This window comes from Sphingomonas sp. MMS24-J45 (assembly GCF_044881195.1).
Taxonomy (GTDB): Bacteria; Pseudomonadota; Alphaproteobacteria; order Sphingomonadales; family Sphingomonadaceae; genus Sphingomonas.
The window spans coordinates 3,332,084-3,345,286 of record NZ_CP173255.1 but is presented as its reverse complement, the minus strand read 5'-3'; the positions used below and the strand labels follow the sequence as shown (position 1 = coordinate 3,345,286).

Genomic DNA, 13,203 nt, shown 5'->3' with positions numbered 1-13,203 from the left:
ATGAGCACCGATCCAGACCAGATCCGTATCGCCGAAATGGTCGGCAAGAGCGACGTCCTGCTGTTCATGAAGGGCAGCCCGCTGTTCCCGCAATGCGGCTTCTCCAGCCGCGCGGTGGCGATCCTCAACCATCTCGGCGCGGAATTCGACAGCGTCGACGTGTTGCAGGACCAGGGCGTGCGCCAGGGGATCAAGCAGTTTTCGGACTGGCCGACCATTCCGCAGCTGTACGTGAAGGGCGAATTCATCGGCGGATCGGACATCATGATGGAGATGTACGAAAGCGGCGAGCTGGCGGCGCTCTTGGAAGAGCAAGGCGTCAAGACCGCGGGCTGAGCACGCCTGTCCTCCTTCGTGCTCCGGCGAAGGCCGGAGCGTTGGGTTGCCAGGGACGGTGCGCGTTACCCAGGGCTCCGGCCTTCGCCGGAGCACATCTGTGAGTATGTGAATTGGAAGCCGGGTCGGGCGGACCTGCGCGAGACTGAAAGCGCTGGCCCGCCCTGCTGAAGCGGTTACCGCTCGGCATGCTGGGAGTGTTGCATCGGGCGTGCCAATTTTGGTGCAGCACGGATTTCAGTGGGATTTGGTAGTTAACAAGGTCCGCTGCCGCACGGCTTTGTAAGAAATTCCGACGTTTCTCACCTGTCGGCTCCACCCCGGCGAAGGCCGGGGCCCAGTTGCGAAAACCCAGGATCTTGAGCGTTGCCCCCGACATCATCCACCTCCGCGACTGGGCCCGGCCTTCGCCGGGGTGGAGCGCGGGAAGGAGCAGGGTTGCAGCTACCCAAGCCCCCTAACCCCCGCTAAACCGGGCCGATGACCACCTCCCCCCTCCCCGCACCGGCGGGCGTATCCTCGTCGATCAGCTTGTCGCACAAGGCTGCGACCGCATCTTCACCGTGCCCGGCGAGAGCTTCCTCGCGGTGCTCGACGCGCTGCACGACACGCCCGAGATCGACCTCGTCGTGTGCCGGCAGGAGGGCGGCGTCGGCTTCATGGCCTGCGCCGATGGCGCGATGACCGGGCGGCCGGGCGTCGCGTTCGTCACGCGCGGGCCGGGCGCGACCAATGCGAGCATCGGCGTCCACGTCGCGATGCAGGACAGCCAGCCGATGGTGCTGTTCATCGGCGACGTCGATCGCGGCACGAAGGACCGCGAAGCGTTTCAGGAAATCGATTTCCCCGCGATGTTCGGCCCCATCGCCAAATGGGCCGCCAAGATCGGCGACGCCCGCCGCATCCCCGAATATATCGCGCGCGCCTGGAACGTGGCGATGAGCGGGCGGCCGGGGCCGGTGGTGCTGGCGCTACCCGAGGACATGTTGCTGGACGAGGTGGTGGCGGTGGATCGGCCGCGCGTGGAGCGGGTGGTTATCGATACTGATGTGGTGGATTGGTTGGAAGCTGAACGCCTCATCAACGAAGCAAAAGCGCCCGTCGCGATTATCGGGGGAGCCGGATGGACTTCTGAAACAGCCGAATATGTGGCAAAGGCGGCAAGCGATCGTGGATTGCCCGTGATTGCGGCCTTCCGTCGCCAGGATGCAGTCCCAAACGACTGCGCGACCTATGCCGGCAATCTCGGATACGGGCCAAATCCTAGACTAGTGGAGCGGGTGCGCACTGCCGATGTCGTTCTGGTGATCGGTGCGCGCCTCGGGGAGGCGACGACCGATGGCTACACGCTCGTCACGCCCGAGCATCCCGGTCAGACGCTCATCCACGTTCATCCAGACCCGACAGAACTTAATAGCGCCTACCGTGCGGATATTGCCATCTGTAGTGATGTGACCCAGTTTTGTAAGGGGTTGGAACTCGGTACGACCGAGACTCGTATCCACGAGGGCGGCGCCGAAGCCCATGCCGACTACCTCGCCTGGTCCACCCCCGCCCCGCGCGACGGCGTGACCCTCGACCTCGGCCTGTGCGTCGCGGAAATGCGCGAGCAGCTTCCCGCCGACAGCATCATTTGCAATGGCGCGGGGAATTACTCCGGCTGGTGGCACCGCTACTGGCGTTACGCCGGGCACGGCACGCAACTTGCCCCAACCGCTGGCGCGATGGGCTACGGCGTCCCTGCCGCCACCGCTGCGGCGCTGCGCCATCCGGATCGCACCGTCGTCGCGCTGGCGGGCGACGGGTGTTTCCTGATGAACGGGCAGGAACTCGCCACCGCCGTCGCGCACGGCGCGAACATGCTGGTGCTGGTAATCGATAACAGCGGTTACGGCACGATCCGCATGCATCAGGAGCGCGAATATCCGGGCCGGATCAGCGGTACGCGGCTGCAGAACCCCGATTTCGCAGCACTTGGCCGCGCTTATGGCTGCTGGGCGGAGACGGTCGAGACGACCGAGGAGTTCGCCCACGCCCTCGCCCGCGCGATGGAGCAGACTGGCGTACGCTTGCTGCATCTCAAGACCGACATCGAGATCATAACCGCAGGTACGACGATCAGCCAGATCCGCAACAAATAACGATTATGTTGCTTTCTGTTGCTGGTATGGAGTGAATTGTTTCCCCGCCGAAATTAACGATAGTTCGGGCGGCGCAGATGTTGAAACGAGCGCGAGGCTTGATAGGCGCGGGGTATGTTCAACCCTGTCGCAGCCGAGCATCATTTGCCCCACCCCGCCCCCCTGCCGATTTCGACACGCCTGCGTCAGGCCGTTGCTGGCCGGTCGCCGCTCGCGCTGGCCACGGCAGGCGTCAAGACGACGCTGGCCTTCCTGCGGCAGCTGACCCCGGCTGCAAGAGCAGCGGCCCGCGCCGACCAGGCGTTCGACCGGCAATGGGGCACCGATACCAGCCGCCAGATCGGGATGAACGCGCTCGATTTCCCCGTCGCGCTCAAGAACGGCAGCTTCCATTACCAGGCGAGCGGCGCGCATGTGCTCGATGAGACGATCGCGCTCGCCAGGATCAATCCCGCCGATTACACCTTCATCGACTATGGCTGCGGCAAGGGGCGTGTTGTCCTGCTCGCCGCGGCCAAGCCCTTCGCCCGCGCCATCGGCGTCGAATATTCGGCGATGCTCACGCAAATCGCCCAGGCCAACAGCGCGACCTTCCTAGAACGCGGCGGCGCGCCGATCACGCCCGAATTCTGGCAGGGTAACGCCGCCGACTATGTACCACCGCTGGGGGCGCTGTTCTGTTACCTCTACAATTCGTTTGGCGCCGAAATCCTGCACGGCTGCCTTGATCGGCTGGAGGCGGCGAAGGCGCAGAACCCGGCGAGACCAATCCTGCTCGCTTACGTCAATCCGCAGTGCGGCGATCAGGTCGCGGCGCGCGCCGCCTGGCACGAACGCGCGGCGGCCAACGACATTCGCCTGTTCGAATGCGTGGTGCCCTTCACGCCATGAAAAAGGCCGCCCCGGTTTCCCGGAGCGGCCTTATCCGATCGTTTCAGTCGGCTCAGATATCGTCGCCGAGTGCGCCCTTGACTTTGCCTGCGGTCTGCTGCGCCTTGCCCTTCAGCTCCTGCGCGACACCTTCGGCCTGGGTATCGGGATTGTCGCTCTGCTGCTTGACCTTGCCAATTGCTTCGTTGACGTTGCCCTTGATCTTGTCGACGAGTTCACCCACGGAAAATTCCTTTCGGTTCTAAGCGATACCGGATATCGGCGACGCCTTATCCGGGGTTAAGAACGGGCAAAATCGAAAGCGGTTCCGCCGCCGCGATCGCGCTGAAATGTCGTCAGGGCGCGACCTTCTTGAGAAACGCCAGCACGGGGAGCCAATTGGTCTCGGCACCCTTTGGATCGCGCGCGGGGATCAACGTCGATGCCCCATGCACGCCCGCCACCGGGACGTAGCGCGTGGCCAGTCCGCGCGGCACGGCATCGGCAATCGCGCGGGCCGCCGCGACCTCCTCGGCATCGGGTGCAGACGTGACAAACACCGGGATCGAAACGCGTGCAGCGGCCGCGGCAACGAATTTAGGATCGTCGAAATACTCGCCGGGCGAGAAGGCCAGCACCGCCTTCACCGCGGGATTGTCGGCGGCGAGCGGGAAGACCAGCGACGAGGAATAACTGCTGCCCCAGACGATGACCGGCGGCCCCTGCGTCCGCGCCCAATCGATCGCCGCCTGCAGATCCGGCGCGGCGTCGCGGTAGGTCGGCTTGCCCGCGACATGGGCGGCAGTCTCGTTCGGCCCGAACAGGGCGCCGCCCGCGCGTTGATCGATCGCCAGCGCAGAATAGCCAGCAGCGACCAGGCGCGGCGCGATCGTGGCGTATTCGTCCTTGCTCGATCCGGCCTGATGAAACAGCAGGATCAGCGCCTTGGGCTGCTCGGCGGGGTATAGCCGGGCATAAATGGTGACGCCGTCTTTCGCCGTCAGCGTCATGGCGCGCGAGGGCGCGACGAACGGCGCGGCCGTGTTCCCGGCGGGCGCGGCTGGCTTGCAGGCGGCGAGCGCGCCAAGAGCGGCGAGAACAGCCAGAGAACGAAGGCGGCGAATCATACCCTCTGTTCGCTCCCTCAACCGCGCCGGTTACGCGGGCCCGCTCAGATCAGCCCGGCGAGTGGACTCGACGGATCGGCATACATCCGCCGGCCCATCCGCCCGGCGAGGTAGGCGAGCCGCCCAGCTTCGACCCCGGCCTTCATCGCCGCAGCCATCATGACAGGGTCCTTCGCCTCGGCGATCGCGGTGTTCATCAACACGCCGTCGCAGCCTAGCTCCATCGCCTGCGCCGCTTCCGACGCGGTGCCGACACCCGCATCGACCAGCACCGGCACTTTCGCGCCCTCCACGATCAAGCGAATCGTCACGCGGTTCTGAATGCCGAGTCCCGACCCGATCGGCGCGCCGAGCGGCATGATCGCGACCGCGCCGGCATCCTCCAGCCGCTTCGCCGCGATCGGATCGTCGACGCAATACACCATCGGGAGGAAGCCCTCCTTGGCGAGGATTTCGGTTGCGCGCAGCGTTTCGACCATGTCGGGATAGAGCGTGCGCGCCTCACCCAGCACTTCAAGCTTTACCAGGTCCCATCCCCCTGCCTCGCGCGCCAGGCGCAGCGTACGAATCGCTGATTCGGCATCGAAGCAGCCTGCGGTGTTGGGAAGGTACGTCACCTTCTTGGGATCGATGAAGTCCGTCAGCATCGGCGCGTTCGGGTCGCTGACGTTGACGCGGCGCACCGCCACGGTGACGATTTCCGCGCCCGAAGCCTCCAGCGCGGCCGCGTTCTGCGCGAAATCCTTATATTTCCCCGTGCCGACGATGAGGCGCGAGCGGAAGGTGCGGCCTGCGACGGTCCAGCTGTCGGCGGCGGTGATCGGCGTGGCGATGTTCATGTGCAATTCCGTATCCATGCTGCGTTCCTGCGAAGGCAGGAACCCTGGGCGCCAGAGCGGCACCCATAACCCTGGGCTCCGGCCTGCACCGGAGCACCGCTAAAGTCAGCCGCCGCCGACGAAATGCACGATCTCGATCTGATCGCCATCCTCGACCACCACCTGCGGCAGCGTCGAGCGCGGCACGACCGACAGATTGCGCTCCACCGCGACCTTTTCGGGCATCAGGCCGAGATCGGCGGCGAGATCGGCGAGGCTCATGCCAGCGCGGATGCGGCGATGTTCGCCGTTGACCTGGATGGAAAGGGTGCCGTCGGTATGAGCTTGCACGATGCAAATATCCTGTTCGACCCGGACCCGATCCGGGGCTGTCGACGCCCTGCTCTCCCCTTCCACCGGATGGACGAAAGAACAGCCCTTCGACAAGCTCAGGGCGAACGGGCTATGCTACGCGGGTCACCTAAGCGCTCGACCAGCGCCGTTCAACCGAAAGCCCGCAATGCCCGACACGATCTTCGTCCTAAACGGCCCGAACCTCAATCTGCTCGGCACGCGCGAGCCAGCGATTTACGGGCACGACACGCTCGACGACATTGCCGGGCGAATGGAGGACCGCGCGCGCGAACTCGGTCTCGACATCGATCTGCGGCAATCGAATCACGAAGGGCATCTGATCGACTGGCTGCACGAGGCGCAGGCGCTGCCGGCCAAGGCGGTGATCCTCAATGCCGGCGCCTATACGCACACCTCGGTCGCGCTGTATGACGCGATCAAAGCGATCCGCACGCCGGTGATCGAAGTCCACCTTTCCAACCCGCATGCGCGCGAAGCCTTTCGCCATATCAGCCGTATCGCCCCGGTCGCGCACGGCACGATCAGCGGGTTCGGGCCGCTTTCCTATCTGCTGGCGCTTGAAGCCGCCGCGCGACTCTGACAGGACGGTGGGCAAATAAGGGAGCTAAGGGTCGCATGGCCGAAGATAAACACAATGACGCAATGCGGATCGACGTCGATCTGGTGCGGCAACTCGCGCAATTGCTCGATGACACCAGCCTGACCGAGATCGAGGTCGAGGATGGCGGGCGCAAGATTCGCATCGCACGCAAGGCCGCAGCGGTCGCGCAGGCGGTGCAATACGCCCCCGCGCCGGTCGCGGCGGCACCGATCGTCGCGCCGACCGAATTAGGTGCGGCACCACCGTCGGCAGCACCATCGACCGCCAATGCGGTGAAATCGCCGATGGTCGGCACGGCCTATCTCTCACCGAACCCGGAAGCGAAGCCGTTTGTCAGCGTCGGCGACACGGTGGCAGCGGGCGACACGCTGCTGATAGTCGAGGCGATGAAGGTGATGAACCCGATCCTCGCGCCGAACGCCGGCGTCGTGAAGATGGTGCTGGTCACCAGCGGCCAACCGGTCGAATTCGACCAACCGCTCGTCGTCGTCGAATAAAATGCCCGAGATCAAGAAACTCCTGATCGCCAATCGCGGCGAGATCGCGCTGCGCATCCACCGCGCCTGCCATGAAATGGGCATTCAAACGGTGGCGGTGCATTCGACCGCAGATGCCGATGCTATGCACGTTCGGCTCGCCGATCAGGCGATCTGCATCGGGCCGCCTTCGGCGACCGAGAGCTATCTCAACATTCCGAACATCATCTCGGCCGCCGAGATTTCGGGCGCGGATGCGATCCACCCCGGCTACGGTTTCCTGAGCGAAAATGCCAAGTTCGCCGAGATCGTCGAAGCGCACGACATCATCTTCGTCGGGCCGAAGCCCGAACATATCCGCACGATGGGCGACAAGATCGAGGCGAAGCGTAGCGCGGGTGCGCTTGGCCTGCCGCTCGTCCCCGGCTCGCCCGGGCCGGTCAGCGATCTCGCCGAAGCCAAGGAAATCGCGGCGAAGGCCGGTTACCCGGTCATCATCAAGGCCGCGTCGGGCGGCGGCGGGCGCGGGATGAAGGTCTGCACGTCCGAGGCCGAGCTCGAAACGCTAATGCAGCAAGCCGGCAGCGAGGCGAAGGCCGCGTTCGGCGATGCAACGGTCTATCTCGAAAAGTATCTCGGCAACCCGCGCCACATCGAATTCCAGGTGTTCGGCGACGGCCAGGGCAATGCAATCCATCTGGGCGAGCGCGACTGCTCGCTACAGCGTCGTCACCAGAAGGTGCTGGAGGAGGCCCCCTCCCCCGTGCTCGGCGAGGAAGACCGCGCGCGGATGGGCGGCATCTGCGCCAAGGCGATGGCGGACATGGGCTATCGCGGTGCGGGTACGATCGAATTCCTGTGGGAAAATGGCGAGTTCTTCTTCATCGAGATGAACACCCGTTTGCAAGTCGAACATCCCGTGACCGAGGCGATCACCGGGCTCGATCTGGTGCGCGAACAGATCCGCATCGCCGAGGGGCATCCGCTAACGCTGCGGCAGCAGGACGTGCAGTTCCGCGGCCATGCGATCGAATGCCGCATCAACGCCGAAGACCCGCGCACCTTCGCCCCCTCGCCAGGTCTGGTGAAGCAGTTCCATGCGCCGGGTGGCATGAACGTGCGAGTCGATAGCGGGCTGTATGCGGGATACCGCGTGCCGCCTTACTATGATTCGATGATCGCCAAGCTGATCGTCTATGGCACCACGCGCCAGGGGGCGATCCGGCGGTTGCGTCGCGCGCTCGAGGAGTTCGTGATCGACGGCATGAAGACCACGATCCCGCTGCATCAGGCCCTGATCGAGGATCCCGAATTCCAAAGCGGCGATTACACGATCAAATGGCTCGAGGAATGGCTGGCGCGGCAGGAGGATTAAGCGTGCGGCGCGCGATCGGGTACATTGTCCTCGCGCTGATCGCGGTCGCCGTCGCCGCCTTCCTGTGGTTTCGCACGCCAGATACCGATCCGGCGGCGATGCGCGCCAAATACGGCGCGGCGCCGTCGCAATTCGTCGATCTTGGCGGCGGGTTGACGGTGCATTTGCGCGACACCGGACCGCGCGATGCACCGGCGCTGGTGCTGGTCCACGGATCGAACGCCTCGCTCCAGACGTGGGAGCCTTGGGTCGACCGGCTGGGCAAGCAATATCGCATTATCCGCATGGACCTGCCCGGCCACGGCCTGACCGGCGCGAGTCCGACGCGCGATTATAGTGCCGCGGGCTATGTCGATGTGGTCGAACGCATCCGGGCAAAGCTTGGCATCGATCATATCGTGCTGGCGGGCAATTCGATGGGCGGCGGCGTCGCCTGGCACTATGCGCTCGCTCATCCCGATCATGTCCGCGCGCTGGTGCTGATCAATTCGGTCGGCCAGCCCGAACCCGGGGGCGGCAAGGCGCCCCTCGCCTTTCGCATCGCGCGCGTGCCGATCCTCCGCAACATCGCGGCGCAGATCACTCCCCGCAGCATGATCGCCGACAGCCTGCCGGGCGTGTTCGGCAATCCGAAGCTCGCCGATGCCGCGATGGTCGATCGCTATTGGGAGTTGCTGCGCTACCCCGGCAATCGCGAAGCTACGCTCGACCGTTTCGCTCGTCCCTCCGACCGCGCGACCCCGGCGCAACTCGCGTCGCTGAAAATGCCGGTGCTGATCCTGTGGGGCGAGAAGGACCAACTCATTCCATTGTCCTCGGGACGATGGCTTCAGGCGCATATTCCGGGCAGCAAGCTGATCATCTACCCCGGCGTCGGCCACTTGCCGATGGAGGAACATCCGGATCAGAGCGCGGCGGATGTGCAGGCATTCGTGGCGGCGCTCCCGACGAAATAGGAGCTCGACCTCCACTTGATCCAGAATCATTTCGATAGTATTCGAAATATCGAAATGAAACAACCTGACCAGATTGTCTCGGCACTTGCCGCCCTTGCCCAGCAGCATCGGCTCGCTGTGTTCCGGATGCTGGTCGAAGCGGGGCCGGACGGGCTCGCCGCCGGCGTGATCGCCACGCGGCTCGATCTTGCGCCGTCGTCGCTATCCTTCCACCTCGCGCAACTCGAACGCGCCGGTCTCGTCAGCACGGTGCGCGCGGGTCGATCGATCCTCTATTCGGCGGACTTTGCCGCGATGACCGCGCTAGTCAGCTATCTCACCGAAAACTGCTGCGGCGGCAGCACGTGCGAAACACCTGCAACACCCGTCCCTCCGGAAAGGAACGCCGCATGAAACGGTTGCACGTCCATGTCGCGGTCGACGATCTCGATCGCTCGGTCGGCTTCTATTCAACGCTGTTCGCCGCCGCGCCAACAGTGTTGAAGCCCGATTATGCCAAATGGATGCTCGACGATCCGACCGTGAATTTCGCGATTTCTGCGCGCGGCGGAACGGCTGGCGTCGAACATCTCGGAATTCAAGTCGAGGACGCCAGCGAGCTCGCCGAAGTCTATGCGCGCCTCGACAAGGCCGACGCACCGGTCGTCGAAGAAGGCGCAACGACCTGTTGCTATGCAAAATCCGAGAAGAGCTGGATCACCGATCCGCAGGGCGTGGTGTGGGAGACATTCCTGACGCAAGGCGAATCGACGACCTATGGCACCTCGGCGACAATCGACGCGCTGACCGCCAAATCGGCCTGTGGGTGCGCGTGATGCAGGCGACGATCTGGCACAATCCGGCGTGCGGCACGTCGCGCAAGACGCTGGCGATTCTCCAGGAAACACCTGGCGTCGCGGTGACCGTGGTGGAATATCTCAAGCACCCGCCGACGCGCGAAAAGCTCACGGCGCTCTATGCGCGCGCCGGAATGACGCCGCGCGATGGCCTGCGGACCAAAAACAGCCCCGCCGCCGATCTCTGCGCCGAACTGAACCTGCTCGAGGCCGATGATTTGACGATCCTTGACGCCATGATGGCGCATCCGGTGCTGATCAACCGGCCTTTGGTCGAAACCGAAAAGGGCGTGCGCCTGTGCCGACCGCAGGACCTTGTCCACGACATCCTGTGACCGACGCAACCGCCCGGGCCATCGCCGCGGAAGGTATCGGATCGCTGATCCTGTTCGCGACTGTGGTCGGATCGGGCGTGATGGCGCAGCGGCTGGCGGGCGGAAACGATGCAGTCGCCTTGCTCGGCAATACCGCCGCGACGGGCGCGGTGCTGTTCGTGCTGATCACGCTGCTCGGCCCGATTTCAGGCGCGCATTTCAATCCTGCGGTGACGGTTTTGCTCGGGCCGCGGGACCGATGGCTGTCATTTGTCGCAGCACAGCTGCTCGGCGGAATACTGGGCGTGCTGATCGTTCATGCGATGTTCGACATGCCGCTGATCGAACAAGGCAGCAAAATCCGCACCGGCATGGGGCAGTGGATTGGCGAGTTCGTCGCGACCTTCGGCCTGCTGTTCACGATCGTGCTCGGCAGCCGCCAGCGGCCCGATGCCGTGTCGGCCCTCGCCGCGCTATGGATCGTCGCTGGCTATTGGTTCACGGCCTCGACGAGCTTCGCCAACCCCGCAATCACGATCGCGCGCGCGTTGACCGACAGTTTCGCCGGAATCCGGCCGATCGACGCGGTAGGGTTCATCATCGCCCAGTCGCTCGGCGCCTGGGCCGGGGTGCAGGTTGCAAAGTGGCTAGCCCCCCTCGCCCCACCCCGCTAAAGCCGCGGCATGACCGAAATCACGCCTGAGATCGTCGCCCAGCACGGGCTTTCCCCGGAAGAATATGAGCGCGTCCTGCACGCGATGGGGCGCGAGCCCAATCTGACCGAGCTCGGCATTTTCTCGGTCATGTGGTCCGAACATTGCAGCTATAAATCCAGCCGTATCCATTTGAAAAAGCTTCCGACTACGGGTCCGCAAGTAATTTGCGGCCCCGGCGAGAATGCCGGCGTGATCGACATCGGCGACGGCCAGGCGGCGATCTTCAAGATGGAGAGCCACAACCACCCGTCCTACATCGAACCGTATCAGGGTGCCGCAACCGGGGTCGGCGGGATTCTGCGCGACGTGTTCACGATGGGCGCGCGGCCGATCGCCAATCTGAACGCGCTGCGCTTCGGGCGGCCCGATCATCCCAAGATGCGCCACCTGATCGCGGGCGTCGTCCACGGCATCGGCGGCTACGGCAATTGCGTCGGCGTGCCGACGGTTGGCGGCGAGGTGAATTTCCACCCCGCCTATGACGGTAATATCCTGGTCAATGCGATGACGGTGGGCATCGCGCAGACCGACAAGATCTTCTATTCCGCCGCGAGCGGCATCGGCAATTCGATCGTCTATGTCGGTTCCAAGACCGGGCGCGACGGCATCCACGGCGCGACGATGGCCTCGGCCGATTTCGGCGAGGATTCGGAAGCGAAGCGCCCGACGGTGCAGGTCGGCGATCCGTTCACGGAAAAGCTGCTGATCGAGGCGTGCCTCGAACTGATGGCCTCCGACGCGATCGTCGCGATCCAGGACATGGGCGCGGCTGGCCTCACCTCTTCGAGCGTGGAGATGGCGTCAAAGGGCGGGGTCGGGATCGAGCTGATCATGGACGACGTGCCGCAGCGCGAAACCGGCATGACGCCGTATGAAATGATGCTCTCCGAATTGCAGGAGCGCATGTTGATGGTGCTGAAGCCCGGCCGCGAGGATTTCGCCGAGGCGATCTTCCGCAAATGGGAGCTCGATTTCGCGGTGATCGGCCATGTCACCGACACCGGCCGGATGGTGCTGAAGTGGAAGGGCGATACCGTCGCCGACATTCCGCTTGCCCCGCTTGCCGACGAAGCGCCGCTGTACGACCGGCCCTCCGCGACGAAGGAAGAGTATCAGGCCTGGGCCAAGGTTGCCCCGCTCGGCGCGGTGCCGGATTCGACCGACATCGCGGCCGATCTGCTGAAATTGATGGCCTCCCCCGACATCGCCTCGCGCCGCTGGATCTGGGAGCAGTATGACACGCAGGTCGGTGCCGACACCGTCCAGCGCCCCGGCGGGGACGCGGCGGTGGTGCGCGTCCACGGCACGCAAAAGGGGCTCGCGATGAGCACCGATTGCACCCCGCGCTATTGCTATGCCGACCCCTATGAAGGCGGGAAGCAAGCGATCGCGGAATGCTATCGCAACCTGTCGGCGGTCGGGGCAACCCCGCTCGCGGTCACCAACTGCCTCAATTTCGCCAATCCGCAGCGGCCCGAGATCATGGCGCAGCTGACCGGCTGCCTCGACGGCATGGGAGATGCGTGCCGCGCGCTCGATTTCCCGATCGTGTCGGGCAACGTCTCGCTTTACAATGAGAGCAAGGCGACCGGCGGCGGTTCGGCGATTCTGCCGACCCCGGCGATCGGTGGCGTCGGGCTGCTGCCCGACTGGTCAAAGAGCGCGACGATCGCGTTCAAGGGCACCGGCGATGTCATCGTGCTGATCGGCGAGCGGCGCGGGCATCTGGGCCAGTCGCTGTGGCTGCGCGAAGTGCACGGCCGTGAGGAGGGCCCACCGCCGCCGGTCGATCTGATGGCGGAGCGCCGCACCGGCGTGTTCGTCCGCAAGCACATTGCCAATGGCGCGCTGACTGCGGTGCACGACGTATCGGACGGCGGCGTCGCGGTGGCGGTGGCGGAAATGGCGCTGGCCGGCAATATCGGCGCGATGCTTCATGCGCCGCTGCCATGCGGGGTCGCCTGCTCGCTGTTTGGCGAGGATCAGGGTCTCTACATAGCGACGATCGCGGATCATCTGCTGCTCGACACACTGACCGCCGCCGACACTGCCGGCGTTCCGATCGAGCGGATCGGGCGGACGATCGCGGGGCGGATCATCTTCGAACTGCCCGACGACGATCATGTCGTGACACTCGATCAGTTACGTACTGCGCATGAAGGGTTCTTCCCGCAACTGATGGGGGACGCGAGCGCACCTGCCGCGTAACGCGCCCGGGGCGGCAGGCGAATAGAGTGGGGTCATCACCGAGAGGACTCCCGC

Annotated in this window: 14 protein-coding genes and 2 pseudogenes; 12 read left to right on the top strand and 4 right to left on the bottom strand. The window is 64.7% G+C overall.

Translation table 11 applies throughout. From position 1 onward, the window contains the following. The 3 genes from grxD (at position 1) to AB5I39_RS16085 (ending at position 3,368) form a co-directional block, all read left to right on the top strand. Positions 1–336 carry a Grx4 family monothiol glutaredoxin gene (grxD, locus tag AB5I39_RS16095; protein ID WP_404369117.1) on the top strand — a complete coding sequence of 112 codons (336 nt, stop codon included), beginning with the start codon at positions 1–3 and terminating at the stop codon, positions 334–336. Positions 337–851: 515 nt separating this feature from the next. After that, the gene (locus AB5I39_RS16090) at positions 852–2,477 is read left to right on the top strand and encodes a thiamine pyrophosphate-binding protein (protein WP_404374197.1); all 1,626 of its coding nucleotides are present in this window, start codon (positions 852–854) and stop codon (positions 2,475–2,477) included. Between the two features lie 114 nt (positions 2,478–2,591). After that, positions 2,592–3,368 (top strand): class I SAM-dependent methyltransferase, encoded by a 777-nt coding sequence (locus tag AB5I39_RS16085; protein ID WP_404369114.1) that lies wholly within the window; start codon positions 2,592–2,594, stop codon positions 3,366–3,368. A 52-nt stretch (positions 3,369–3,420) separates the two neighbouring features. Here AB5I39_RS16085 and AB5I39_RS16080 read toward each other — a convergent pair whose 3' ends face one another. The 4 genes and pseudogenes from AB5I39_RS16080 to thiS form a co-directional block, all read right to left on the bottom strand. Beyond that, positions 3,421–3,591 carry a CsbD family protein gene (locus tag AB5I39_RS16080; RefSeq protein WP_404369111.1) on the bottom strand — a complete coding sequence of 57 codons (171 nt, stop codon included), beginning with the start codon at positions 3,589–3,591 and terminating at the stop codon, positions 3,421–3,423. Positions 3,592–3,703: 112 nt separating this feature from the next. Then, positions 3,704–4,474, bottom strand: a complete 771-nt coding sequence (locus AB5I39_RS16075; RefSeq protein WP_404369109.1) for an alpha/beta hydrolase — start codon at positions 4,472–4,474, stop codon at positions 3,704–3,706. Positions 4,475–4,518: 44 nt separating this feature from the next. Next, a pseudogene (locus tag AB5I39_RS16070) lies at positions 4,519–5,292 on the bottom strand (bifunctional sulfur carrier protein/thiazole synthase protein); the annotation flags it as partial. A 119-nt stretch (positions 5,293–5,411) separates the two neighbouring features. Further along, positions 5,412–5,574 (bottom strand): annotated as a pseudogene (gene thiS / locus AB5I39_RS16065) (sulfur carrier protein ThiS); the annotation flags it as partial. 238 nt (positions 5,575–5,812) lie between these two features. Here thiS and aroQ point away from each other — a divergent pair. Genes aroQ through purL form a run of 9 tightly spaced genes read left to right on the top strand, consistent with a single transcriptional unit; the run spans position 5,813 to position 13,149 of the window. Continuing rightward, the gene (gene aroQ, locus AB5I39_RS16060) at positions 5,813–6,247 is read left to right on the top strand and encodes a type II 3-dehydroquinate dehydratase (protein ID WP_404369106.1); all 435 of its coding nucleotides are present in this window, start codon (positions 5,813–5,815) and stop codon (positions 6,245–6,247) included. A 35-nt stretch (positions 6,248–6,282) separates the two neighbouring features. Continuing rightward, positions 6,283–6,765, top strand: a complete 483-nt coding sequence (accB, locus tag AB5I39_RS16055; protein WP_404369103.1) for an acetyl-CoA carboxylase biotin carboxyl carrier protein — start codon at positions 6,283–6,285, stop codon at positions 6,763–6,765. Position 6,766: 1 nt separating this feature from the next. After that, a complete protein-coding gene (accC, locus tag AB5I39_RS16050) occupies positions 6,767–8,119 on the top strand; it encodes an acetyl-CoA carboxylase biotin carboxylase subunit (RefSeq protein ID WP_404369100.1) in 1,353 nt (450 codons plus the stop codon). Positions 8,120–8,121: 2 nt separating this feature from the next. Next, complete coding sequence (locus tag AB5I39_RS16045) at positions 8,122–9,075, top strand: alpha/beta fold hydrolase (RefSeq protein ID WP_404369097.1); 954 nt, start codon at positions 8,122–8,124, stop codon at positions 9,073–9,075. Between the two features lie 54 nt (positions 9,076–9,129). Next, complete coding sequence (locus AB5I39_RS16040; protein WP_404369095.1) at positions 9,130–9,468, top strand: ArsR/SmtB family transcription factor; 339 nt, start codon at positions 9,130–9,132, stop codon at positions 9,466–9,468. Then, the gene (locus AB5I39_RS16035; protein ID WP_404369092.1) at positions 9,465–9,890 is read left to right on the top strand and encodes an ArsI/CadI family heavy metal resistance metalloenzyme; all 426 of its coding nucleotides are present in this window, start codon (positions 9,465–9,467) and stop codon (positions 9,888–9,890) included. Before AB5I39_RS16040 ends, AB5I39_RS16035 begins: the two co-directional genes overlap by 4 nt. Further along, positions 9,890–10,246 carry an arsenate reductase family protein gene (locus AB5I39_RS16030; RefSeq protein ID WP_404369090.1) on the top strand — a complete coding sequence of 119 codons (357 nt, stop codon included), beginning with the start codon at positions 9,890–9,892 and terminating at the stop codon, positions 10,244–10,246. The genes AB5I39_RS16035 and AB5I39_RS16030 overlap by 1 nt, the downstream gene beginning before the upstream one ends. Next, complete coding sequence (locus AB5I39_RS16025) at positions 10,243–10,899, top strand: aquaporin (RefSeq protein WP_404369087.1); 657 nt, start codon at positions 10,243–10,245, stop codon at positions 10,897–10,899. Before AB5I39_RS16030 ends, AB5I39_RS16025 begins: the two co-directional genes overlap by 4 nt. Positions 10,900–10,908: 9 nt before the next feature. After that, positions 10,909–13,149 (top strand): phosphoribosylformylglycinamidine synthase subunit PurL, encoded by a 2,241-nt coding sequence (gene purL / locus AB5I39_RS16020; protein WP_404369085.1) that lies wholly within the window; start codon positions 10,909–10,911, stop codon positions 13,147–13,149. Positions 13,150–13,203: the final 54 nt, after the last annotated feature.